General features: G+C 66.9%; 20 protein-coding genes and 2 tRNA genes. 18 read left to right on the forward strand and 4 right to left on the reverse strand.

Features of this window, described 5'->3' with window-relative positions; all coding sequences use genetic code 11:
* The first annotated feature begins 9 nt into the window (after positions 1 to 9).
* The 3 genes from lon (at position 10) to BOS5A_RS05510 (ending at position 3,004) form a co-directional block, all read left to right on the forward strand.
* Complete coding sequence (lon, locus tag BOS5A_RS05500) at positions 10 to 2,415, forward strand: endopeptidase La (RefSeq protein ID WP_151954159.1); 2,406 nt, start codon at positions 10 to 12, stop codon at positions 2,413 to 2,415.
* Positions 2,416 to 2,579: 164 nt separating this feature from the next.
* The gene (locus BOS5A_RS05505; protein WP_151954160.1) at positions 2,580 to 2,852 is read left to right on the forward strand and encodes an HU family DNA-binding protein; all 273 of its coding nucleotides are present in this window, start codon (positions 2,580 to 2,582) and stop codon (positions 2,850 to 2,852) included.
* 77 nt (positions 2,853 to 2,929) lie between these two features.
* A tRNA-Val gene (locus BOS5A_RS05510) sits at positions 2,930 to 3,004 on the forward strand.
* A 169-nt stretch (positions 3,005 to 3,173) separates the two neighbouring features.
* Here BOS5A_RS05510 and BOS5A_RS05515 read toward each other — a convergent pair.
* The 4 genes from BOS5A_RS05515 to BOS5A_RS05530 all read right to left on the reverse strand — a co-directional run bounded on the left by BOS5A_RS05515 (position 3,174) and on the right by BOS5A_RS05530 (position 9,673).
* Positions 3,174 to 4,172 carry an IS30 family transposase gene (locus tag BOS5A_RS05515; protein ID WP_151954161.1) on the reverse strand — a complete coding sequence of 333 codons (999 nt, stop codon included), beginning with the start codon at positions 4,170 to 4,172 and terminating at the stop codon, positions 3,174 to 3,176.
* 265 nt (positions 4,173 to 4,437) lie between these two features.
* Positions 4,438 to 7,152 carry a TonB-dependent receptor domain-containing protein gene (locus tag BOS5A_RS05520; RefSeq protein WP_151954162.1) on the reverse strand — a complete coding sequence of 905 codons (2,715 nt, stop codon included), beginning with the start codon at positions 7,150 to 7,152 and terminating at the stop codon, positions 4,438 to 4,440.
* A 77-nt stretch (positions 7,153 to 7,229) separates the two neighbouring features.
* Positions 7,230 to 8,804, reverse strand: coding sequence for a hypothetical protein (locus BOS5A_RS05525; RefSeq protein ID WP_151954163.1), 1,575 nt, complete (start codon positions 8,802 to 8,804; stop codon positions 7,230 to 7,232).
* 188 nt (positions 8,805 to 8,992) lie between these two features.
* Entirely contained in the window at positions 8,993 to 9,673 is a 681-nt protein-coding gene (locus tag BOS5A_RS05530) for a prolyl hydroxylase family protein (RefSeq protein ID WP_151954164.1), read from the reverse strand.
* Between the two features lie 108 nt (positions 9,674 to 9,781).
* On the opposite strand from BOS5A_RS05530, the gene BOS5A_RS05535 reads away from it, so the two are divergent.
* The 15 genes from BOS5A_RS05535 to ccmC all read left to right on the forward strand — a co-directional run bounded on the left by BOS5A_RS05535 (position 9,782) and on the right by ccmC (position 22,988).
* Positions 9,782 to 10,624: a type II secretion system protein N gene (locus tag BOS5A_RS05535; protein ID WP_151954165.1), complete on the forward strand. Its 843-nt coding sequence runs from the start codon at positions 9,782 to 9,784 to the stop codon at positions 10,622 to 10,624.
* On the forward strand, positions 10,621 to 12,825 hold the full coding sequence (gene gspD / locus BOS5A_RS05540) for a type II secretion system secretin GspD (RefSeq protein ID WP_151954166.1): 2,205 nt from the start codon (positions 10,621 to 10,623) through the stop codon (positions 12,823 to 12,825). The genes BOS5A_RS05535 and gspD overlap by 4 nt, the downstream gene beginning before the upstream one ends.
* A complete protein-coding gene (locus tag BOS5A_RS05545) occupies positions 12,822 to 14,363 on the forward strand; it encodes a GspE/PulE family protein (protein WP_442800500.1) in 1,542 nt (513 codons plus the stop codon). The genes gspD and BOS5A_RS05545 overlap by 4 nt, the downstream gene beginning before the upstream one ends.
* 119 nt (positions 14,364 to 14,482) lie before the next feature.
* Entirely contained in the window at positions 14,483 to 15,706 is a 1,224-nt protein-coding gene (gene gspF / locus BOS5A_RS05550; protein WP_151954168.1) for a type II secretion system inner membrane protein GspF, read from the forward strand.
* 7 nt (positions 15,707 to 15,713) lie between these two features.
* A complete protein-coding gene (gspG, locus tag BOS5A_RS05555; protein ID WP_151954169.1) occupies positions 15,714 to 16,157 on the forward strand; it encodes a type II secretion system major pseudopilin GspG in 444 nt (147 codons plus the stop codon).
* Complete coding sequence (locus BOS5A_RS05560) at positions 16,132 to 16,638, forward strand: GspH/FimT family pseudopilin (protein ID WP_151954170.1); 507 nt, start codon at positions 16,132 to 16,134, stop codon at positions 16,636 to 16,638. Before gspG ends, BOS5A_RS05560 begins: the two co-directional genes overlap by 26 nt.
* Positions 16,625 to 17,005, forward strand: coding sequence for a type II secretion system minor pseudopilin GspI (gene gspI, locus BOS5A_RS05565; protein WP_267903812.1), 381 nt, complete (start codon positions 16,625 to 16,627; stop codon positions 17,003 to 17,005). The genes BOS5A_RS05560 and gspI overlap by 14 nt, the downstream gene beginning before the upstream one ends.
* Positions 17,006 to 17,136: 131 nt before the next feature.
* Positions 17,137 to 17,763, forward strand: a complete 627-nt coding sequence (gspJ, locus tag BOS5A_RS05570) for a type II secretion system minor pseudopilin GspJ (RefSeq protein ID WP_234419220.1) — start codon at positions 17,137 to 17,139, stop codon at positions 17,761 to 17,763.
* Entirely contained in the window at positions 17,747 to 18,733 is a 987-nt protein-coding gene (gene gspK / locus BOS5A_RS05575) for a type II secretion system minor pseudopilin GspK (RefSeq protein ID WP_151954172.1), read from the forward strand. Before gspJ ends, gspK begins: the two co-directional genes overlap by 17 nt.
* A complete protein-coding gene (gene gspL / locus BOS5A_RS05580) occupies positions 18,730 to 19,818 on the forward strand; it encodes a type II secretion system protein GspL (protein ID WP_151954173.1) in 1,089 nt (362 codons plus the stop codon). Before gspK ends, gspL begins: the two co-directional genes overlap by 4 nt.
* The gene (gene gspM, locus BOS5A_RS05585; RefSeq protein ID WP_151954174.1) at positions 19,815 to 20,288 is read left to right on the forward strand and encodes a type II secretion system protein GspM; all 474 of its coding nucleotides are present in this window, start codon (positions 19,815 to 19,817) and stop codon (positions 20,286 to 20,288) included. The genes gspL and gspM overlap by 4 nt, the downstream gene beginning before the upstream one ends.
* The gene (gene gspN, locus BOS5A_RS05590) at positions 20,285 to 21,010 is read left to right on the forward strand and encodes a type II secretion system protein N (RefSeq protein WP_151954175.1); all 726 of its coding nucleotides are present in this window, start codon (positions 20,285 to 20,287) and stop codon (positions 21,008 to 21,010) included. Before gspM ends, gspN begins: the two co-directional genes overlap by 4 nt.
* A gap of 48 nt (positions 21,011 to 21,058) precedes the next feature.
* Positions 21,059 to 21,135 (forward strand) — tRNA-His (locus tag BOS5A_RS05595).
* A gap of 21 nt (positions 21,136 to 21,156) precedes the next feature.
* The gene (locus BOS5A_RS05600; protein WP_151954176.1) at positions 21,157 to 22,209 is read left to right on the forward strand and encodes a Glu/Leu/Phe/Val family dehydrogenase; all 1,053 of its coding nucleotides are present in this window, start codon (positions 21,157 to 21,159) and stop codon (positions 22,207 to 22,209) included.
* Positions 22,210 to 22,262: 53 nt separating this feature from the next.
* Positions 22,263 to 22,988: a heme ABC transporter permease CcmC gene (ccmC, locus tag BOS5A_RS05605; protein WP_151954177.1), complete on the forward strand. Its 726-nt coding sequence runs from the start codon at positions 22,263 to 22,265 to the stop codon at positions 22,986 to 22,988.
* The last annotated feature ends 13 nt before the right edge of the window (positions 22,989 to 23,001 follow it).

Consider the following 23,001-nt stretch of genomic DNA (forward strand, 5'->3'; position numbering starts at 1 on the left):
GAGTTTTGAATGATCCAGACCTACCCCGTCCTGCCGCTGCGGGACATCGTCGTCTTCCCGCACATGATCGTGCCGTTGTTCGTCGGCCGCGACAAGTCGGTCGCCGCGCTCGAGGCTGCGATGGCGGCGGACAAGGAAATCTTCCTCGTGGCGCAGCTCGATCCCGGCGAGGATGATCCCGACCGCGACGACCTCTATTCGATCGGCGTCACCGCGACCGTCCTACAGCTGCTGAAGCTGCCCGACGGCACGGTGCGCGTGCTTGTCGAGGGCAAGGCGCGAGGCACACTGGAAACCATGCGCGAGGGCGACGGCTATCTGACCGCCGATATCGTGCCGCTGGAGGACAAGCCGGTCGAAGGACCGGAAGCCGCGGCGCTGATGCGCTCCGTCGTCGACCAGTTCGAAAATTACGCGAAACTCAACCGCAAGCTGCCGGCCGAAACGCCGGTGCAGCTGCGCGAGCTGCTGGAGACCGCCGAGGCGTCGCGGCTGTCGGACGCGATCATGGCGAACATCTCGGTCAAGGTCGCCGAGAAGCAGGCGCTGCTCATGGAGAGCGATCCCATGAAGCGGCTGGAGATGTCGTTCGCACTGATGGAAGGCGAGCTCGGCGTTCTGCAGGTCGAGAAGAAGATCAAGAGCCGCGTCAAACGCCAGATGGAGAAGACGCAGCGCGAATATTACCTCAACGAGCAGTTGAAGGCGATCCAGCGCGAGCTCGGCAATGAGGGCGAGGAAGGCGAGGGCGACGAGATCGCCGAGCTGACCCAGAAGATCGCGACGCTGAAGCTGTCGAAGGAAGCGCGTTCGAAGGCGACCGCGGAGCTGAAGAAGCTGAAGACGATGGCGCCGATGTCGGCCGAGGCGACGGTGGTGCGCAACTATCTCGACGTGCTGCTCGGGCTGCCGTGGGGGAAGAAGTCGAAGCTGAAGAGGGATATCGCGGCGGCGCAGGCGGTGCTCGACGAGGATCATTATGCGCTGGAGAAGGTGAAGGACCGGATCGTCGAATATCTGGCAGTGCAGGCGCGGACCAATAAGCTGAAGGGCCCGATCCTGTGTCTCGTCGGGCCGCCGGGCGTCGGCAAGACCTCGCTCGGCAAGTCGATCGCCAAGGCGACGGGGCGCGAGTTCATCCGCCAGTCGCTGGGCGGGGTGCGCGACGAGGCGGAGATCCGCGGCCACCGGCGGACCTATATCGGGTCGCTGCCGGGCAAGATCGTGACGAACCTGAAAAAGGCCGGCGCATCGAACCCGCTGTTCCTGCTCGACGAGATCGACAAGCTGGGGCAGGATTTCCGCGGCGATCCGGCGTCGGCGCTGCTCGAGGTGCTCGATCCGGAGCAGAACAACAAGTTCAACGACCATTATCTCGAGATCGATATCGATCTGTCCGACGTGATGTTCGTGACGACCGCGAACACGCTAAACCTGCCGCAGCCGTTGCTCGACCGGATGGAGATCATCCGGCTGGAGGGCTATACCGAGGACGAGAAGGTCGAGATCGCCGAGCGGCACCTCATTGCCAAGCAGATCGAGGCGCACGGGCTGAAGGCCGGCGAATTCACGCTGACCAATGAGGGCCTGCGCGCGCTGATCCAGCGCTACACGCGCGAGGCGGGTGTGCGGACGCTGGAGCGCGAAATCGCGAAGCTGGCGCGCAAGGCGCTGCGCCGCATTCTGGAGGGCAAGGCGGAGTCGGTGACGATCACGCCGGAAAATCTCCACGAGTTCGCCGGCGTCCAGAAATATCGCCACGGTCTGTCGGAAGAAGAGAACCAGATCGGCGCAGTGACCGGACTCGCTTGGACCGAGGTGGGCGGCGAGTTGCTGACGATCGAAAGCGTGACCGTCGGCGGCAAGGGCGCGGCGAAGGTCACCGGCAAGCTCGGCGACGTGATGAAGGAATCGATCGAGACCGCGTTCAGCTTCGTCAAGGCGCGCGCCCCGAGCTACGGCATTCGTCCCAGCATCTTCGCGCGCAAGGATATCCACATCCACCTTCCCGAAGGCGCCGTCCCCAAGGACGGACCGTCGGCCGGCATCGGCATCGTCACCTCGATCGTTTCGACCCTGACCGGGGTGCCGGTGCGGCGCGAGGTGGCGATGACCGGCGAGGTCACGCTGCGCGGCCGGGTGCTCCCGATCGGCGGCCTGAAGGAAAAGCTGCTCGCGGCACTGCGCGGCGGGATCGAGACGGTGCTGATCCCGAAGGAGAACGAGAAGGACCTCGCCGACGTGCCGGCGTCGATCAAGGACGGGCTGAAGATCGTGCCCGTCGCCCATGTCGACGAAGTGCTGAAACTGGCGCTCGTCGATCCGCTGGAGGCGATCGACTGGACCGAGGCCGACGAGCTGGCGGCCTATCCGCCGGCGCCGATCGCGCCTGCCGGTGGCGAACTGCACCACTGATCGTCGCACCTGAGACACGCAAGCCGCCGCCTGGGACACCCCGCGCGGCGGTTTCGTTTGACTCGCGCGGGCCAACCCTCCTTATTGGAGGTTCGGCACTGCGCCGCGATTCCATTCTTATTCCACGCTAATCCATCACGTCGTGTTTTTGGGGGTCTACGAGTATGAACAAGCAGGAACTGATTGCGTCCGTGGCCGATGCGTCCGGGCTCGCCAAGGGCGATGCGATGCGCGCCGTCGAGGCGGTGTTCGACACGATTTCGGGTTCGCTCAAGAAAGGCGACGAAGTGCGCCTCGTGGGCTTCGGCACCTTTTCGGTTTCCAAGCGCAAGGCATCGACCGGCCGCAACCCGCGCACCGGCGAGCCGATGACGATCAAGGCATCCACCCAGCCCAAGTTCAAGGCGGGCAAGGGGCTGAAGGACTCGGTCAACTGATTGCGCGCGTCGGGGGTGGACAGCGGCGCTGACGCCCCCTAAACGCGCGCTTCCCGGATCGTTTCGGCAAGAGACACGGGCGCGTAGCTCAGCGGTAGAGCACACCCTTCACACGGGTGGGGTCACAGGTTCAATCCCTGTCGCGCCCACCATTTTCACCCCCGCGCGGCATACCGCGCGGGGGTTTTGGTTTTGGGCTTTGTCGCAAGGGATCGAAGCCTCAAGCGAGGTGGCGTCGTACGGCGCGCAGCTTTCCGTCGATCGTAACGCCTGGAAGCTTTGCGCCTCCGCCGTCATCCCCGCGCAGGCGGGGGTGTGAATTCACGTTTGAAGTGCACCGGTTGAGATGCGGAGGAATGCCTCGGCGGGGGTCTGGAAGTCGAGACATTTTCTTGGGGTGTCGTTGAGGCGCTGTGGGTAGGCGCGCAGTTGTTCGGGTGAGAGTGTGTCGAGGTTGGTTTTGCGGGGCAGCAGGCGTCGCAGGCGGCCGATGGTGTTTTCGACCCCGCCCTTTTGCCAGGGGCTGCGCACGTCGCAAAAGAAGGTCTGCAGGCCGAGGTGATGCAGGCGGTGATGTTGGGCGAACTCGGTGCCATTGTCGAAGCTGATGGTGCGGCGCAGGTCCTGCGGGAGGCCGCACAACCGGCGTGCCAGGCGCTGTGCGGTCATCGCGGCCTTGCGGTGTGGTGGGTGGTCGAGAAGCGTGAAGCGGGTGGCGCGTTCGTGCAGGACGAGGACGCCTTGGCCATAGGCGGCGAACAGCATGTAGTCGGCTTCCCAATGGCCTGGTTGCCGGCGCGTATCGGCTTCGGGCGTGCGCTCGGTGATGGGGCGACGATGCTTGATGAAGCTGGCCGGGCTGCCGCCGTGCATACGGTATCGGCCGCGCCGGGACTTGGCGCGCGGCAGCAGGCGGTGCCAATAATCCTTCTGGGCGGAGCGGTGGTAGACGAAGCGGTAGATTGACTCGTGGCTGATGACGGTGCGACCAGCCTCACGCGCCAGTCGGCCGGCGATCTGCTCGGGCGAATGTCCCATCGCAAGGCTTTGCCGGACGCGGTCCTGCAGGTCCGGCTGGCGCACCAGCTTGAACCGGCAGTCCCATCGTCGACGTCGCACCGCCAACTCCTGTGCGCGCACCGGTGCATAACCATCCGACCACAGCTTGGTGGCGCGACTGTTACGGCTTACCTCCCGGCTCACCGTCGTGTGGCTGCGCCCGATCGCCGCGCCGATCCGACGCAACGACCAGCCTGCCTCCTTCAGCCGCGCAACCTCGATACACTCGTCAAGGCTGAGCTGCCTATACCCTCGTCCCATCGCGCCACCACACTATCAGTGGTGCACTTCTTTCGTGAGTCCGCCGAATCCATGTCTGCAAGTTCCGCGCGAATGCGACAGACATGGGTCCCTGCCTCCGCAGGGACGACGGAGAGGCTTGCGTCGCGTCCTAGAGCGAAAAAAGGGTGGCTGGAATCACCACCTCCGTTCGTTTCGAGCGACGTCGAGAAACGCTGAACAGCGGCTGGAAACGTTTCTCGACTACGCTCGAAACAAACGGGAGAATCAACTCAGGTCGAAAACGCTAGAACGTCACGCCCAGCCCGATCTGGAACGAGGCGCCGACCTTGTAGAGGTTGTAATAGTTCCGGTTGTCGCCGACCTGCTGATATTCCTGATATTTCGTGCCGGTGATGTTGCGCGCCTCGAACTTCACGGTCGTATCGACGCCCGCGATGGTCAGGCCTTCGCGCGCCACGAAATCGAGGTGGAAGCCGGGAATTTCGTAGATGTCGGGCAGGCCGACCGCGCCGCGGCTCGTCACCCGCTTGCTGGCATAGGTGAGCAGGAAGGTCTGCTGCGACAGGCCACTCTTGTCCTCCAGTCCGAACTGCAGGTTGGCGATGTGATCCGACTGGCCGGTCAGCGGCGCCCCATCGCGGAAGAAGTTCGTGGCGGGCTGCGGCGTGGTGCCGAAGACGTTCACGATATCGCCGTCGCCGACTTTGATCTTCGACTTGGTGTAGGTGTAGTTCGCGATGAACACGCCGCGCCGCGTGCCCCAGAAGGGATCGCTGCCACCGCCGATGCCGGACAGGTCGAAATATTTCTGCAGCTCGAACTCGCCGCCATAGAGATTGGCCTTGGGGGCGTTTGCGAAGCTCGTCTGCGGCTGGTTGTCCGAAAAGCCGGTGAACGCCTCGATCGGGTTGTCGATGCGCTTGAAGAATCCGGCGAGCGAGACGCGCTGGTCCTTGGCGAAATACCACTCCCACCGCGCTTCGGCGTTGTAGAGCTGGCTGTCGATGAGCAGCGGGTTGCCGCGATATTGACGGTTCGTTTCCGGATCATAATATTGCTGGAAGATGAGTTCGCGGAACTGAGGCCGCGCGATCGTCTTCGATGCGTTGAGGCGGACCTGCATCTGCGGCGCGACCGTCCAGGTGAGCGTGGCGCCCGGCAGCCAATAGTCGCGGTTGATCCGGGTCGAGGCCAGCGAGTTGCTCGGCGTGGTGAACACGCGGGCGGGATCGACCGACTGCTCACCCTTTTCATAGCGCACGCCGAGATCGAGATCGAACGCATCGAACAGCGTCGCGCGGACCTTGGCATAGCCCGCCTGCGTCTTCAGCCGCGCGTTGAACGCGGGATCGGACTCGGTCGTCTCGACGAGGTTGATGTTGAACGCGTTGATGACCGATGGCTGGAGCAGCAGATCGGGGCGGAACAGATCGACCCCGTTCGGAAAGTTGCTCGGCGCGATGAACTGGAATTCGCGGCGCGAGGAAAAGCGCTTCGTGTCGCTGAACGCCCAGCCGACCGTTGCCGTCACCTTGTCGAGGATCGGGTAGGAGAGATCGACCCCGGCGGAATACAGGTCCTCGTTCAGCTTGGAAAACGCGACCGACGCGCTGCCAAGCTGTCCGTTGTTCAGCCGGTTGACGAAATACTGGCCGAACGGATCGTTCGCGCGGTTGGTGCGAACATAGCCGTAGGACAGCTCGAACGGGGCATCGCGCTTCGTGTTGGCATAGCCGCCGCGCGTCTCCAGCTTGAAGTCGCCGAGCTTGAACTCGCCGGTGAACTGCGTGTCGAACAGCTGGCGCTGATACCAGGCGGTATCCTGTTCCAGGCGGGTGAATCCGCTCGTCGCCTCGAACCCCTGGCCCAGACGCGTCTGCTTCAGCGTATCGCGCACGAAGAGGTTGGTGACGCGAATCTTGTTCTCGTCCCATTCGAGGCCGAGCCCGAGCAGGCCGTTCACGACGATACGGTTGTCGGTGATGACCCGCTGGAAATCGAGCTCCTTCTGGCTGAGGTCCAGCGTCGACGGCGTTTGCTGCGTCGTATCGCGGGTCTGCCACTTGTTGCTGATCCCGGCGGTCGCGATGACGCCGAGCAGCGCGCCGCCGACGTCGAACGACTTGCCGCCGGTGATGTTGCCGGTGAAGTTTGCGGGAAGCTGGCTGATCCGCTGCGCGATGCTGTTGCGACCGGTGACGATCTGGCTCGCGATCGCCTTGGTATCGACGGTGCCGTCACCGATCCGCGCACCGCTCTTGAAGAAGGCGTCGAGCGCGGGTGGCAGGCTGCGATTGCCGTTGTCGAAGCCGGTCCAGTCGGTCTTGCTGCCATAATAGGTGTAGCCGAGCCGGGCGGTCGTCTCGCTGTCGCCGCCGACCCCGCCCGAGATCGTCAGGAACGCGTCGCGCGGTGCTGCGATCGTGGTCAGGTTGATGACGCCGCCGCCGAATTCACCGGGGAAGTTTGCCGAATAGCTTTTCTGGACGAGGCTGGACGCGATGACATTGGTCGGGAAGATGTCGAGCGGGACGACGCGCTTGAGCGGTTCCGGGCTTGGCAGCGGCGAGCCGTTGAGGAGCGCGAGACTGTAGCGATCACCCAGCCCGCGGACGTAGACGAAGCCGTTACCGACGACGCTGAGGCCCGTCACGCGGGCGAGCGCGCCGGCGATATTGCCTTCGCCGGTGCGCGCGATATCGGCGGTCGACAGCACCGAGACGACCTGCGGCGAGGTGGCCTGCACATTGGCGGTGCGGCGACCGGTGACGACGATGTCGGCGCCGCCGGGAATGGAGACGTCAGGCGCCTGGTCCTGCGCGGCGGGAGCGGCGGTCTGATCGGCCGGCGTGCCCTGCGCCGTATCGGTCGATTGCGGCGCGGGCTGGCCGCTGGGATTGGACGATGCGGTGTTCGTGGTCTGGGCGGCGGCGAGCGCCGGCATCACCAGCGCGGTGGAGACGAGTAGCAGGCCGGCAAGGCGCGACGGCTTGGTCATGAAGACCCCCTTTGAAAAATCCGAAAGGGGCGGGGCGCGACCATCGCCGCACCCCGCCCCCGTTCAACAACCGACGATCAGGTGGTGGGGAGCGAGGTGCAGCTGCTGCCCGAACCGAAGCTTGCGACCGAGCTGTCGCAGGTCCAGCCCTTGTACCAGGTGTCGTTCGCGTCCCGCACCGCGCCGACATAGGTCGTCGTGTCGAAGAACGCGTTGACCGTCTTCGCGTTGAATGCGGTCGCCGCGGCTTCGGTCGCGCCGTTGATGAACAGGCTGGCAAGGGTCGGCGTGTAGGTGTCGCTGTTGCCGTTCGCGCCCGCACCGAAGATCGCCTGGGTCTGCGCGGCGGTGACGCCGTTGGTGCCCAGATACTTGGTCGATCCGCACTGCATGAGGACCGAGCGGAAGACGGGGGCGCCGAGTTCGTCGATCGATGCGTCCGCCGTGGTCGAGGCAGTCTGCGGACGGCTGATGTTCAGGCACGGATAGTTCGGCGAGACGAGCAGGCCGTTATACAGGCCGTAATCGGTGCCGCCGCGCAGCAGGACTGCGGCTGCGTCCGGGCCGCCCGGCGAACGATACAGGAAGGTGAAGTTCACGACCTGCGTGTTCTGCCGCGGGGTATTGCCGTCCGCCGCGTTGTCCGAATCGGCTTCGATGATCGCGTCGCCGATCGAGGTGCGCTGCGCGACGATGGCATACTGGATGTTGGCCTTCACGCCGGTATCGGTGTCGAGATTGTCGTCCTCTGCGCCGACCGCGACGAAATACTTCATGTTCACGCGCCCGCCGAACATTTCGACCGCGTCGTCCGAGCTGTTGAACGACATGATGTGATCGAGCTGGGTGCCCGATCCGATGCCTTCGGTCGTCAGCGACTGAAGCTCGTTGTTCGCGGACAGGACATAGCCGGAATAACGGATCTGGACGTAGCTCATCTTGCCGCTGTTGTCGGCTGTCTGGGTGCCGCCGTAGATTGCGGGATCGACGGCGCCTTCGGTCTGGCGTTCGCACTGCGCGCTGCCCGGGGTCGCGGCCGGCGCGACGGTGCAGTCGGTGACGGGCGCGCGGCCCATCAGCACGACGCCGCCCCACTGGCCCGACGAATTGTCGTTGTTCAGCCCCAGGATGTTGTCGCGGCTGGTAAAGATGATCGGCTGGGTCGCGGTGCCGACCGCGTTGATCTGGTTGCCGCGGTTGACCGCCAGCCACGACACGCCGGTGCCGCCATAGACGATGACGCCCGGATCGATCGTCAGGACGACGTTGGTGCTGGTCGAGGTGGCGCCCTGATCGGTGCCGACATCGACGCGGCCGCCGAGCTGGTAGAGAAGCCCTGCGACCTTCGTCAGGCGAACGCTGGTGTTGATGCGCGCGGGCAGCGTGCAGACGCGGTAGGTGCCGGTCGGTCCGGTGATCGTGCCGGCGTCGGTCAGGCCCTGCGGATCGGCGATCGTCGGGCAGCCGGTGGCCGGCGTTACCAGCGATGCGGTCGGGGTCGGGGTCGGCGACGGCGCGGGAGTCGGTGCGGGATAGCTGATATTGACGTTGCCGCCGGTGCCGGGCGACGCGATGTCGTCGGCGCCGCAGCCGCCGAGCGCGAGGAGTGAAGTCGATACGATAAGCGCACGGCGCACGTTGAAACTACGCATTTTTCCCGGTCTCCAGCCCTGAATGCCGACGCTGATGTCGGCCCCTGTTCGGCAAGGCCCCCGTGAGTCGTGCCCACGAAGCCTCCGATGGCCCGGTCCTAGGAACGCAATGTTACACGCAGCGGTGATTCCGGTGACGGAACGGTAACGAAACGGTGACGCTTATGTGACGCCGTATCGGCGGCGGGCTATGCCCAGACCCGTTCGCGATACCATTTGGTGATGACGTATTTCGTGCCGGCCCGCACCTTCATCCCCTGGTGGATCGTCGCCGGGTTCGGCGTGCCGTCCGCGCGCAGATTGTTCCACGCGAGAAGCTTGCCGGTTTCGGGCTGGACGATCTTGTCGATCGTCTTGAAGCGCGTCGCGCCGCCGGCTTCGGGCAGATTCAGATAGATCATCGCGGTCCAGGTGCGGTTTCCGGCGACCGAACAGTAGCGTGCGAAGTCGATGCCCTGCGGATCGAAATAGTCGGTATGGCCTTTGAACTCCTGCCCCACGGCATAGCGCTGTCCCTGGAGCGGCTCGCCATAAACTGGGTCGAGGCCGAGAAAATCCGCGATTCGCGCGTCGATCGCCGCGGCAACGGGGTCATCGGCGCGCAGATCACAGGTTTCGCTGGTGCGAAAGGCTGCGTCACCGTTGAAGTCGGACACGGTGGATGGGCGCCGTTCGGCATCGATTCGCTCCACGAGCGCGGCGCATTCATCGGTGCGGAGGAAGTCGCGCTTGATGAACAATGTCAGCTTCGGGCTGGGCACGCGCTGAATGCCGGGCTGCTGTAAAAGGTGTGTAACGACCGGCTCGGAAGGGTGGCCCGAGCCGTATGGGCGGGGTGACGGTTGGGTGGGTGGCAGGGCGTCGATCATGGCGTGCACGCTTATATCACCGCAGCCCCACGAGAAATATTACACAAGCCTGCAACGCCACTGTAACATGGCGCTCATAGCGCGGGACCGCGGGGACGGGTCACTCGAATGCGATTGAAGTTCGACGCCCGCACGCGGGCCATCTTCCGGCGGGTGCCGGTCATCAATGTCTATTCGCTGGCGGAACTCGCGCTGCTGGCGCTGCTTGCGCTCCAGACGGCGCGGCTGGTGTGGGCGGTGCTGACCCCGGTATCGCCGCTCGGCGAATGGAAGCTCGCCGCGGTCGGTGCGCCCGGCTCGCCGGCGGACATCCTGAAGGGTTTCGATCCCTTCTTCCGCTCCGCACAGGTCGCCGGCCCTTCCACCGTCACGTCATTGCAGCTGAAGCTGTTCGGCACGCGGATCGACGAGGCGATGGGCCGCGGGTCTGCGATCATCGCTGGGCCGGACGGGCTGCAGAAGAGCGTTGCGGTGGGCGAGGAGATCGTCCCCGGCGTGAAGCTGAAATCGGTCGCGTTCGACCATGTCGTCCTAGATCGCGGTGGCGCGGACGAGGATCTGTTCCTCGATCAGTCCGGCGGCGCGACCCCGGTTTCGCCCGATGCCGGCGCACCGTCCGCTGCCCCGCTGCCGGCCGATCCGTCCGCCCCGCCGGGAGGCGGCCCCGGTGTCAGCGTGCAGCAGCTCCAGTCGGATATCGGGTTCATCCCGCGGCTCGACGGCGGGCGGATCAGCGGGCTCGTGGTCCGGCCGCAAGGGACCGGAGCGACCTTCCGCAGCGCAGGGCTTCGCGACGGCGACATCATCACCGCGATCGGCGGCCGCCCGGTGACCGGGCAGGGCGACCTCGACCGGGTGGCCGCGGATATGGCAAAGGGCGGCACGCTTTCCATCACGGTCGAACGCGGCGGCCAGACGCTGCCGATCGCCATCAGCATCAAGGCACAATGACCCGAAACCTTCTCATTCCGGCGGTCGCGCTCGTACTCGCCGCGCCTGCGATCGCGCAGACCACGCTCAACGTGCGAGACGCCGATATCCGCGCGTTCATCGCCGATGCCGCCAAGGTGACGGGGCGGACCTTCATCATCGACGCGCGCGTGCAGGGGAAGGTGACGGTCGTCACCGACCGGCCGCTCAGCCGCTCCGAATATTTCGAGGTCTTCCTGTCCACGCTGCGCGCCAACGGGCTGGTCGCGGTGCCGACCGGCAACGGCGCGCTGCGGGTGCAGCCGATCGATAACGCCGCGAGCCAGCCGAGCCGCGTCGGCGTGGCGGGGGCGGCGCGGAACAGCTTCGTGACCGAGATCGTCCGGCTGCGCGCGATCGATGCGCAGAGCGCTGTCGACACGGTGCGCCCGCTGGTGAGCGCGCAAGGATCGGTGACCGCGAACCGCGGCGGGAATTCGCTGGTCGTCGTCGATTTCGCCGACAATATCCGCCGCATCCGCGAGGTGCTGCGCAAGATCGACGCGGACGGCAACGCGACGCGGGTGGTTGCGCTGAAGAACGCCAATGCCAAGGAAATCGCGGCCGCGCTCCAGTCGCTCGGTGGCGCTGGGGGCGGTGCGCCGGGGCAGCCCGCGGCGGCGGGCGGCGTGTCGGTCGTCGCGATCGACAGCTCCAATTCGGTTGCGCTCAGGGGTGATCCGTCGTCGGTCGCGCGGCTCGCGCAGGTGGCGCTGGAACTCGACCAGAAGGCCAAGAGCGGCACCGAGATCAAGGTCGTGTTCCTCGAGAATGCCGATGCCGGGCAGCTGCTGCCGGTGCTCCAGCAGCTTGTCGGGCAGCAGCCCGATGCGGTGCCGGAGCAGGCGCTGTCGCAGTCGAATTTCGGATCGAACGGGACGAACGGCAGCAATGGCGCCGGCCAGACCTTCGGGTCGCAGCGCAACCAGCCGCAGCCGCAGGCGACGCCGCAGACCGGCAATGCTCCCGCACAAGCCGCGATCACGACGCAGGGCGGGCGCACCGCGGCGGTCGTCACGCGATTTGCGGGCGCGAACGCGATCGTCATCGCGGCGCCTGCCGATATTCAGCGGCAATTGACCGAAGTGATCCGCCAGCTCGACACGCGGCGCGAGCAGGTGCTGGTCGAGGCGATCGTTGCCGAAGTTTCGGATTCCACCGTGCGGCGACTGGGCGCGCAGTTCCTGCTTGGCAACCTGAGCGGCGGCGCGTTCGCGGCATCGACGTTCAGCAATTCGGCGCCCAACATTCTCCAGATCGCCGGCGCGATCGGCGCGCGGTCGCTGGCCACGACGACGACCACGACCAATGGCAACGTGACGACGACGGGCACCGATACGACCATCAGCGATCAGCTCGCACAGTCGGCGATCCAGTCGATCCTTTCGAGCAGCGGCGGGTTCGGCGGGTTCGGGACCAAGATCGGCGACACGATCTTCGGTGCGATCATCAATGCGGTGAAAAGCGACACGACGTCGAACCTGCTCCAGGTGCCGCACCTCGTCACGCTGGACAACCAGGAAGCGCACAGCCTGGTCGGGCAGGAAATCCCGATCACGACCGGCCAGGCGCTCAGCAACAATTTCGACAATGCGTTTCGCACCACCCAGCGCGAGAATGTGGGCATCGAGCTGACGGTGCGCCCGCAGGTCAATTCCAGCGGCACGGTGAAGCTGAACCTGCGTCTGGAAGTCAGCTCGATCGCGGGGCCGGTGTCGAGCGACAACAGCGACCTCATCCTCAACAAGCGCGAGGTCGAGACGGTGCGCACCGTCGACGACGGCCAGATCGCGGTCATCAGCGGCTTGCTCGACGATAATGAGCGCCGGACGATCGAGAAGATTCCGCTGCTCGGCGATATCCCGGTCCTCGGCAACCTGTTCAAGTCGAAGGCGAAAGAGCGGACGAAGACCAATCTGATGATCTTCATTCGTCCCACGATCATCCGCAATGCCGATGACAGCCGCAAGATCACCGAGCAGCGTTACGGCTATCTGCGGCTTCAGCAGGGGCTGGCCGATCCGACGCGCGAGCCGACGATCGACGAGTTGATCCGCAACTATATGGGCGCAGCACCGCCGATCCCCTCGGCACCGTTGCCAGGCAATATCGAGGACCCGCGGGTCAACGTGCCGATCGTCACGACGACGAGCACCGTGCGGGTGAAGCGGCGGAAGCAATGATGATCCGGCCGGGTTCCGTGGTGGACGAAGAGGGGGCGGCCGCGGCTGAGCCGGTCCTCGCGCATCCGTTGCCGATCCTCCCCTATATCTTTGCGCGCAAGTTCGGCGTGGTGCTCGACGGCGAGCGCGTCGCGATGCGCGACGGGGCCGATCCCAAGGTGCTGATCGAGGTGCGCCGCTTTCTCGAACGCCCGTTCGACGTCACCTTCGTGGAGGCGACGGCGTTCGATCGGCTGTTGTCGGATGCCTATGCGATGGACGGCCAGGCAAACGCGCTCGCCGCAGTCGGGATGGGCGACGAGCTGGACAGTCTCGCGGGCGATCTGCCGACTGCGGAGGACCTGCTCGACACCGCCGACGATGCGCCGGCGATCCGGCTCATCAACGGCGTGATCGCGGACGCGGCGCGCAACGGCGTGTCGGATATTCATATCGAGCCCTACGAAAGCGGCCTCGTCGTGCGGATGCGGATCGACGGGGTGCTGCGCGAGACGCTCCGGATGCCGCCGCATGTCGCGCCCGTGGTCGTAAGCCGTGTGAAGGTGATGGCGCGGCTCGACATCGCCGAACGCCGCGTGCCGCAGGACGGGCGGATGGGGCTGACGCTCGGTGGCAAGCTGCTCGACGTGCGCGTCTCGACGCTCCCCAGCCGCGCGGGTGAACGCGTGGTTCTGCGCATTCTTGACAAGGATAATGCGGGGATCGATCTCGACGCGCTCGGCATGGCGCCGGCGATGCACGCGCTGCTCGACGGCGCGGTGCACGAGCCCAACGGCATCGTGCTGGTGACCGGCCCGACCGGCAGCGGCAAGACGACGACGCTCTACGCGGCGCTGCGCCTGCTGAACGACGGCAGCCGCAACATCCTTACGGTCGAGGACCCGGTGGAGTATGCGGTCGACGGGGTCGGGCAGACGCAGGTCAACGCCAAGGTCGGGCTGACCTTCGCGGCGGGGCTGCGCGCGATCCTGCGGCAGGACCCCGACGTGGTGATGGTCGGCGAAATCCGCGACCGCGAAACCGCCGAGATTGCGGTGCAGGCATCGCTCACCGGGCATCTGGTGCTCTCCACCGTCCACACCAACGACGCGGTCGGCGCGATCACGCGGATGCGCGACATGAAGGTCGAGCCGTTCCTGCTCGCCTCCACCCTGCGCGCGGTGATCGCGCAGCGGCTGGTGCGGCGGCTGTGCCCGAATTGCCGCAAGCCGGTGAAGGCGGGGGAGGGCGTCGCCGCGCTCCTCGGGATTGCGGACGATGTGACGGTGTACGAGCCGGTCGGCTGCGACCAGTGCGGGCGCACGGGCTTCAAGGGGCGGATCGGCGTGTTCGAGGCGGTACGCGTCGATGAGACGATCCGCCGGCTCATCAACGAGGGCGGCGACGAAAGCGCGATCGCGGCGCATGCGTTTGCGCGCGGCGATACACTGGCGGATGCGGCGAGGCGGCTGGTGGAGAGCGGGCAGACGACGGCCGAGGAAGCGGTGCGTGTTTCGCGGCGCGATGCGATGGATGTGGCGGAGGTTGTGGATGCTTAGGCGCGACCTGCTCCCCTCCCTGAAAGGGAGGGGTTGGGGGTGGGTTGGTCCGCGAGGGAGCGTCGCGTCTGGCCCCCGGCGAGCCCACCCCCACCCCCTCCCTTTCAGGGAGGGGAGACTTGCCTGACTTCGATTACCTCGCGATCGACACCCGCGGCAACGAGACGCGCGGACATGTCGCCGCCGACAGCATCGATGCGGCGCGCAGCACGCTCGATCGCAAGCGCCTTTACGTCGTGCGGATCGAACCCGGTTCGGCGCCCGCCACCAAGGGCCGGCCGCTGTTCGGGCTGCAACTCGGCCGCGCGAAGATGTCGGCCAAGCAGCTGACGCTCTTCACCCGCCAGCTCGCGACGCTCAACCGTGTCTCGCCGCTGGAAGAATCGCTGCGCACGATCACGCGCCAGACCGAGCAGGAAAGCGTCCGCGCGATCGTATCCACGGTCCATGCCGGCGTCGTCGAAGGGCGGCGGCTGGCGGACGCGATGGCGCGCGAGCCGAAGAGCTTTCCACCGCTCTACCGCGCGATGGTCGCGGCGGGGGAGAGCTCTGGCACGCTGCCGACGATCCTCGAGCGGCTTTCGGTGCTGCTCGAACGGCAATCGGAAATCCGCGGCAAGCTCATCACCGCGATGGCCTATCCGGCGATCCTCGCAATCGTCGCGCTAGGCGTCGTCACTGCGCTGATGATGTTCGTCGTGCCGCAGGTGGTCGAGCAGTTCGACACCGTCGGGCAGGCGCTGCCGCTGTTGACCCGGCTCGTGATCGGGCTATCGGACCTGCTGGTCCACTGGTGGTGGGCGATGCTGCTGGCCGCGGCGCTGATCGGGGTCGGGGCGTGGCAGGCGCTGAAACAGCCAGCGATCCGGCTGTCGTTCGATAGCTGGCTGCTGCGAATTCCGCTACTCGGGCGGCTGTTGCGCGATCTGCACGCGGCGCGGATGGCGCGCACCCTCGGCACGATGGTCGCGAGCCGGTTGCCGCTGCTCGAAGGACTGACGCTGACCGCGAGCACGATCCACAACCGGCGGCTGCGGTTGGCGTCCGACGAGATCACCGATGCGATCCGAAAAGGGGGCAGCCTGTCGGCTGCGATGCGCCGCACCGCCGTCTTTCCGCCGCTGCTGACGTATCTGGCTGCGAGCGGCGAGGCCGCGGGTAGGCTCGACGAGATGCTGGAGCGCGGGGCGGATTATCTCGAAAAGGAGTTCGATCGCTTCACCGCGACCGCGCTCTCGCTGCTGGAACCGGCGATCATCGTCGTCATGGGCGGGATCGTCGCGACGATCGTGCTATCGATCCTGCTGCCGATCCTCCAGCTCAACACGCTTGCCGGACAATGAGGTTATGATGCGTACCCAAGACCAGAAGACGCGCCGGAAGACCGAAGAGGGATTTACCCTGGTCGAGCTGATGGTGGTGATCGTCATCATCGGCCTGCTCGCGACGATCGTGGCGCTCAACGTGCTGCCATCGGGCGACAAGGCGCGGGTGGAGAAGGCGAAGGCCGATATCGCGACGATCGAGCAGGGGCTGGAGATGTACCGGCTCCAGAACTCGAACTACCCGACGACGACGCAGGGCCTCGCGGCGCTTACCAGCGTGCCGGCGGGAGCGGATGCGAGCAAATATCAGGCGGGCGGCTATCTGAAGAAGCTGCCGAACGACCCGTGGGGCCGCGCGTATCTCTATGCCTCGCCCGGCCAGCACGGCGCGGCGGATGTCTGGACCTATGGCGCCGACGGCAAGGAAGGCGGCGAGGGGATCGATGCCGATATCGGCTCCTGGCAATAGGGCTGTCTCGTCCTGGGTCCCCGCCTGCGCGGGGACACTTTCGCGCAAGCGCGAAAGTGGCTTCACGCTTGTCGAGCTGATGGTCGTCATCACGATTATCGGGCTGGCATCCGCTGCGGCGGTGCTCGCCATGCCCGATCCGCGCGGGCGGCTCGCCGATGAGGCGGCGCGCTTTGCGCTCAGGGTGAAGGCGGCGCGCGACGTGGCGGTGGTGGAGGCGCATCCGGTGAGCGTGTGGGTGACGCCGGGCGGCTACGGCTTCGATACACGGCAAAGCGGGCAATGGGTGGCGATGGCGGACAAGCCGCTGAGGGTCGAGCGCTGGAATGAGGGCACGGTGGTGACGGTGCCCGGACGCGCACGCGTGACGTTCGATCCGACCGGCACTGCCGACCGCGGGCTGACGGTGCCGATGCTCCGCGACCGGGTGCGGACAAGCGTCTCGATCGGTGCGGACGGAGGCGTGCGTGTCGATCGATAGGCGTCCGGATGCGGGCTTTACGCTGATCGAGATCATGGTTGCGCTGGCTGTGTTCAGCCTTGCGGCGATGGCGCTGATCCGGCTTGAAGGCGCGGCGATACGCTCTGCGGGGACGGTCGATGAAACGGTGATGGCGCAGATCGTCGCGCGCAACGTCGCGATCGACGCGGTAGCCGATGCGCGCGCGCCCACGCTCGGCGCGTCGAGCGGGGTCGAGGCGAACGGCAAGCGCCAGTGGCGCTGGACGCGCAATGTCGCGGCTACGGGGGATCAGCGGATCGTGCGGATCGACGTGACGGTGCGCGACCAGTCGGGGCGGCAGGCGGCGCAACTGACGATGGTCCGTCCGCCGGATGTGGCGTCGTGATGAAGGCTGGGATTTTCTCAATCGGCCTCCCCTCCCTGAAGGGGAGAGGCTGGGGGTGGGTTGGCCGCCCCAGCCGGTGCGCTCGCGGTAACCCACCCACCCCCGACCCCTCGCTTCCAGGGAGGGGAGGAGTGCTCTCCAACGGCTTCACCCTCGTCGAGGTCATGGTCTCGCTTCTCATCTTCGGGATGCTGGCGGCGGCCGGTGTTGCGCTGCTGTCGTTCAGCGTCCGCGCGCAAGGCGTGACGGCCGCCAAGATCGACGAGACGACTGCGATCGTCCGGCTCTCGTCCGCCATGATGGCCGATTTTGCGCAGGCGGTGGATCGCCGTTCGCGCGATCGCGGCGGGGCATCGGGGCCAGCCTTTGTGGGGGCAGAAACGGGCGAGGGCGCGGCAGTCCGGATGGTGCGCGATGGCTGGACGAATATCGACGCGGCACCGCGGTCCAGCCTGCAGACGGTTGCTTACCGGCTGAACGGAACCGTCCTCGAGCGCGTCGCATGGCCGTTCGTCGATGGCGCCGAGCCGCTGCCGGCAACCGCGATGCTGGACGATGTGACGCAGATGGCGCTGCGCTACCGCTATGCCGGTGCGTGGAGCGACCGGTGGGACGGCGCCACCGGCCCTGCCCTGCCCGACGCTGCGGAACTGGTCGTCGTGCGCAGGGACGGCCAGCGTTACCGCATGGTCTTCGTGGTCGGCACGCATCGTCGGCCGCGACCGGGGGAGGCGCCCGCCAATGCACCCCCGGCGTGAGCATCCACAAAGCGAGCGCGGCGCGGCGCTGCTGACGGTGCTGCTGCTCGTCGCGATCATCTCGGTCGTTGCGGCGACGACTCTGGAGAAATTGCGGGTATCGACCCGCCTCGCGACCAATGCCGGGGCGATCAGCCAGGGTCGGTCGCTCGCGATGGCAGCGGAGACGCTCGCGGTGACCAAGGTGACCGACCTCCTGGGACGCGATCCCAGTCGGGTGACGCTGGCGGGCGGCTGGAGCGACCGCCCCTATGTACTGCCGCTGCCGGGGGGCACCGCCACCGCGCGGGTGCATGACGGCGGCAATTGCTTCAACCTCAACAGCCTCGTGACGAAGCAGAACGACCTCTATGTCGCCAATCCGGCGATGGTGACGCAATTCGCGCGGCTGCTGCGGCTGGTCGGGGTCAACGCCAACGGGCAGGCGATCGCGGCGGCGACGGCGGACTGGATCGACAGCGACGACAGCGTCTTGCCGGGCGGCGCGGAGGACGGCGCCTATGCGGGGCTCGACCCGGGGTATCGCACGGCGGGCACGTTGATGGCGGATGCCACCGAACTGCGCGCGGTCGCGGGCGTCTCGCCCGAAGTCTATGCCGCGGTCCGTCCGTGGATCTGCGCGCTGCCGCAAGCAAGGCCTTCGACCCTGAACGTCAACACGATGACGCCCGAACAGGCGCCGCTTTTCGCGATGCTGTTCCCCGACACGATGGGGGTGGAGGGCGCGCGGGCGATCCTCCTGCGCCGGCCGCCGCAAGGGTGGGACAGTGCCGCCAATTTCTGGACGGCACCGGCTTTGGCGGGCAAGTCGCCGGGCGACGCACAGGCGCAGGCCGATGTGACCTCGCGCTGGTTCGCGCTGCGTATCGATGTGCGGTTCGGCGGCAGCGATCTTGAAGAACATGGGCTGATCGATGCGACGGCTCTTCCCGCGCAGCTGGTTCGGCGGCAATGGGGCGAAGACTTATGAGCGACCGCCTCGTCCTTTTTCTGCCGCCCCCCGATTCGCCCTGGCGCTGGCTGCGCGTGGCGGACGGTGCGGTCGTCGCGCGCGGGGAAGCGATGCCGGAGGGTGACTTCGGCGATGTCGAAATCGTGGCCGTTGCCCCGGCGGACGCGGTGACGCTGCACTGGGCGACCCTGCCTGACCGATCGACCGCGCAAGCCGTGGCCGCTGCACGCATCCTCGCGGGCGACGCGAGTGCCGCGCCGATCGATTCGCTGCATGTCGCGGTCGGTCGCGAAGCCAGCGAAGACCGCCCGATCGGCGTGGTCGCGACCACGCGGATGCGCGAGTGGCTGGAGGCGATGGCGCGCATGGCGCTCGACCCGGCGGCGATCATCCCCGCGCCGATGCTGCTGCCGCGCCCGGAGGAAGGGTATGTCCGCGCCGATATCGGCGGGCAGGCGGTGGTCCGCGGTGCGACCGCCGGTTTTGCGGACGAGGACCGGGTCACCGCACTGGTGACTGGCGATCATGCCCCTGCGACACTCGACCGCGACACGGTCGAGGCGGCGATCGTCGCGGCGAGCGAATTGCCGGCGCTGGATCTGCGTCAGGGGCCGTTCGCGCGGCGTCGCCGGATCGGCATCGACTGGAAGCTGGTCCGGCGGCTCGCGGTGCTGGCCGGCGCCGCACTGCTGGTGACGCTCGCGATCGATCTGGTGCGAATCGCCAAATACAGTTTCGGTGCGGATGCGGTGGAGGCCGAGGCCGATTCGCTGGCGCGCCAGGGCCTGCCGCGCGGTGCCGTAGTGAACGATGCGAATCGCGAACTCGACACGCGCCTGTCGGCGCTGCGCGGGCCGGGCGCCGGGTTCGGCACGACCGCGGCGGTCGTCTTCTCTGCGGTGCAGGCCGTGGCGGGGGCGGAGGTGACGGCGCTCAATTTCGACACGAACGGCGATCTGCGCGTGACCTTGTCCGCGCCCGGACAGGCGGAGGCGAACGCGGTGGTCCAGCGGATCGAACAGGCCGGCTTTACCGTGCGGCCGAGTCCCTTCACCTCGGCGGGCGGACGGATCACGGGAGAGCTGACGGTGGCGCTGCCGTGACGGGTCTTGGCACCTGGTTCAATGCGCGTTCGCTGCGCGAGCGGCGAATGATTCTGGCGATGCTCGCGCTCCTTGCGGTCGTCATCCTATGGGCTGGGATCATCCGCCCGGTCAGCGACGGGCTGGCCTCGTCGCGCGAGCGCTACGACGACGCCGTGCTGCGGCTGGCCTCGACGCGCGCGCGGGTCGATGCGGTGAAGCGGGCGCAGAAGCTGGGCGCCGTGCCGCTGTCGGGATCGCTCGCCGAAACGGTCAGGATGCGCGCGGACGAAGCAGGCTTTGCGCTCGCGAGCCTCGATGCCGATTCGCCGGGCAGCGTCCGGCTGACGATCGCGACCGCGCGGCCGGCGGCGTTCTTCGCCTGGGTCGCCTCGCTCGAAGCGCAGGGAATCCTCGTCGATGATCTCGCGGTGACACCGAACACCGATCAGACGGTGGGCGTCCGCATGACGTTGAAGGCGCGCGCATGAGCCGCATTCGTCTCGCGAGCGGGCCGGGTGCGATCTTCGCCGCGCTGCTGGTGCTTTTCCTCCTCGTCTTCCTGCCGATGCGCCTCGCGCTTGGCTGGGTCGGGCTCGATACTGCCGGATTCACGGCGCGCAAGGTGAGCGGCAGCGTGTGGGATGGGCGCCTGACCGAGGCGCGGTTCGGCGACGTCGCGCTGGGCGATCTGCGCGCTGGCCTGTCGCCGCTGCAGCTTCTCGTCGGCCGCGCGCGGATCGATCTGGCGGGGCAGGCGGGCGGTCAGGAAAGGGCGCTGACGGGCGCGATCGGGCTTACGCGGCACAGCCTTGGCCTCGACGATGTGACTGGCGCCTTGCCGGTCGGCCGCGTCTTCGCGCCGGTGCCGGTGACGTTGCTCGATCTCGACGACGTCACGGTGCGCTTCGTCGACGGCAATTGCGACCATGCGGAGGGCCGGGTGCGCGCCGTGCTCGCGGGCGATTTCGCGGGCGTCGCGGTGCCGGGGTCACTCGCCGGGACCGCGCGCTGCGATGGCGGCGCGCTGTATCTCCCGCTCGGCAGCCAAGGCGGGGGCGAGGGGGTCGCGCTGCGCATGTGGCAGGATGGCCGTTACCGTGCCGAACTGACGCTTGCCCCCAGTGATCCTGCCGCCGCGGCAAAGCTGGCGATGGCCGGGTTCGGGCAGACGGCCTCTGGCTATCAGCTTTCGATCGAGGGACGCTTCTGATAGGGTTGACCACCGGCCCCGCTGCCCGCTAGGGCCGCGCCTTCTGTGGCGACCGTAGTTCAATTGGTTAGAGCGCCGGCTTGTGATGCCGGAAGTTGCGGGTTCAAGTCCCGTCGGTCGCCCCATCCTTTTTGCCCGGAATTAGCATGACCACCGGCTGGGGCTTTCCCGACTTCGACGACCATGAGGGCGTCCATCTCTTCACTGACCCCGCATCGGGTTTGCAGGCGGTGATTGCAGTCCATTCGACGGCGCTCGGACCGGCGGCCGGCGGGGTGCGGTTCTGGCACTATGCCGACAGCGACCGCGCGATCACCGACGCGCTGCGCCTGTCGCGGGGCATGAGCTTCAAGAATGCGATGGCGGGGCTGGAGCTGGGCGGCGGCAAGGGCGTCGTGCTGGCCGACAAGCCGGGCGCCGCGATCAGCCACGCGCAGCTCGAGGCGTTCGGCCGCGCGGTCGAATCGCTCGGCGGGCGCTATGTGACGGCCGAGGATGTCGGCATGTCCGAAGCCTCGATGAAGGTCATCGCGGGCCAGACGAAATATGTCTCCGGCCTGCCGGTGACCAGCGGCGCCGCCGGCGGCGATCCCGGGCCATACACCGCGCACGGCGTGTATCTGGGTGTGAAGGCCGCCGCGAAGCGCGGGCTCGGCACGGACGACATGAAGGGCGTGCGGGTCGCGATCCAGGGCGTCGGCTCGGTCGGGGGCGGGCTCGCGCGCCTGCTTGCCAGGGACGGCGCGGACCTGACGCTGGCGGACGTGAACGCAGCGAAGCCGGAAGCGCTTGCGGCCGAGCTCGGCGCGAAGACGGCGGCTGCCGACGAAATCCTGACGATCGATACCGATCTCGTCAGCCCGAACGCGCTTGGTGCGATCCTCGACGAGGCGACGATCGGCCAGTTGAAGGCGAAGGTCGTCGCAGGCGGCGCGAACAACCAGCTCGCGGTGCGCGACGACGGACGGCGCGTGCACGAACGCGGCATCGTCTATGCGCCCGATTACGTCATCAACGCCGGCGGCATCATCAACGTGGGCCTCGAATATCTCGGCCAGGGCGACGAGGCAGAGGTCATGGCGCGAATCGCGCGCATCCCCGATCGCCTCAACGAAGTGTGGGACGAAAGCGAAGCGACCGGACGGCCTGCGTCCGAGGTTGCGGACGGCATCGCCAGGCGACTGATCGGGCGCGCCTGAGCCGTCAAAAGTCGTGGTGACGGGTGCGAAAATTTGACGTAACCCTCACGTCAGTGCCCGCTCTCCACGCCTTCGCCAATCCGGCCCGTTTCCTGAAAATCGCACGGCCGCTGACGCCCGTGCTGTTCTGGGGCGGCGTGCTGCTCATCGCGATCGGCTGCTGGGGCGCGTTGCTGCGTATCCCGCCGGACTATCTGCAGGGCGATACCGTGCGCATCCTGCCAATCCATGTTTCCGCCGCCTGGCTCGGCATGGGCGGATGGAGCGGGATCGCGATTTCCAGCATCGCCTATCTCGTCTGGCGCCACCCGCTCGCATCGATTGCGGCGCGCGCGATCGCGTTGCCGGGCGCGGTCTTCGCTGCGCTGTGCCTGGTCACCGGATCGATCTGGGGGCGGCCGACCTGGGGAACGTGGTGGCAATGGGACGGGCGGCTGACGTCGATGCTGCTGCTGTTCTTCGTCTATCTCGGCTACATGGCGCTTGCGCGCGCGGAGCAGGAGCGTGGCGGTGATGGGCGCATCGCGGCGATTTTCGGGATCGCGGGCAGCGTGCTGCTGCCGATCATCCGCTATTCGGTGATCTGGTGGAACACGCTGCACCAGGGGCCGAGCATCGGGCTGACGAGTTCGACCATCGACCGTTCGATCCTGTGGCCGCTGCCCTTCATGCTCGGCGGGTTCACCCTGTTCTTCGGCGCCGTCGTGCTGATGCGGATGCGCGCGATGCTCGCGGTGCAGCGCGCCGAGGCGCGGATGCGCAGGATGGCGACCGCATGAGTCAGTGGCTGTT

This window comes from Sphingomonas sp. EC-HK361 (genome assembly GCF_902498785.1).
GTDB lineage: Bacteria > Pseudomonadota > Alphaproteobacteria > Sphingomonadales > Sphingomonadaceae > Sphingomonas.

What these genes read in the sequence shown, in the direction of transcription:
- lon (WP_151954159.1), top strand. Translation starts at nt 10, where the DNA reads ATGATCCAGACCTACCCCGTCCTGCCGCTGCGGGACATCGTCGTCTTC.
- BOS5A_RS05505 (WP_151954160.1), top strand. Translation starts at nt 2,580, where the DNA reads ATGAACAAGCAGGAACTGATTGCGTCCGTGGCCGATGCGTCCGGGCTC.
- BOS5A_RS05515 (WP_151954161.1), bottom strand. Translation starts at nt 4,172, where the DNA reads ATGGGACGAGGGTATAGGCAGCTCAGCCTTGACGAGTGTATCGAGGTT.
- BOS5A_RS05520 (WP_151954162.1), bottom strand. Translation starts at nt 7,152, where the DNA reads ATGACCAAGCCGTCGCGCCTTGCCGGCCTGCTACTCGTCTCCACCGCG.
- BOS5A_RS05525 (WP_151954163.1), bottom strand. Translation starts at nt 8,804, where the DNA reads ATGCGTAGTTTCAACGTGCGCCGTGCGCTTATCGTATCGACTTCACTC.
- BOS5A_RS05530 (WP_151954164.1), bottom strand. Translation starts at nt 9,673, where the DNA reads ATGATCGACGCCCTGCCACCCACCCAACCGTCACCCCGCCCATACGGC.
- BOS5A_RS05535 (WP_151954165.1), top strand. Translation starts at nt 9,782, where the DNA reads ATGCGATTGAAGTTCGACGCCCGCACGCGGGCCATCTTCCGGCGGGTG.
- gspD (WP_151954166.1), top strand. Translation starts at nt 10,621, where the DNA reads ATGACCCGAAACCTTCTCATTCCGGCGGTCGCGCTCGTACTCGCCGCG.
- BOS5A_RS05545 (WP_442800500.1), top strand. Translation starts at nt 12,822, where the DNA reads ATGATGATCCGGCCGGGTTCCGTGGTGGACGAAGAGGGGGCGGCCGCG.
- gspG (WP_151954169.1), top strand. Translation starts at nt 15,714, where the DNA reads ATGCGTACCCAAGACCAGAAGACGCGCCGGAAGACCGAAGAGGGATTT.
- BOS5A_RS05560 (WP_151954170.1), top strand. Translation starts at nt 16,132, where the DNA reads ATGCCGATATCGGCTCCTGGCAATAGGGCTGTCTCGTCCTGGGTCCCC.
- gspK (WP_151954172.1), top strand. Translation starts at nt 17,747, where the DNA reads ATGCACCCCCGGCGTGAGCATCCACAAAGCGAGCGCGGCGCGGCGCTG.
- gspL (WP_151954173.1), top strand. Translation starts at nt 18,730, where the DNA reads ATGAGCGACCGCCTCGTCCTTTTTCTGCCGCCCCCCGATTCGCCCTGG.
- gspN (WP_151954175.1), top strand. Translation starts at nt 20,285, where the DNA reads ATGAGCCGCATTCGTCTCGCGAGCGGGCCGGGTGCGATCTTCGCCGCG.
- BOS5A_RS05600 (WP_151954176.1), top strand. Translation starts at nt 21,157, where the DNA reads ATGACCACCGGCTGGGGCTTTCCCGACTTCGACGACCATGAGGGCGTC.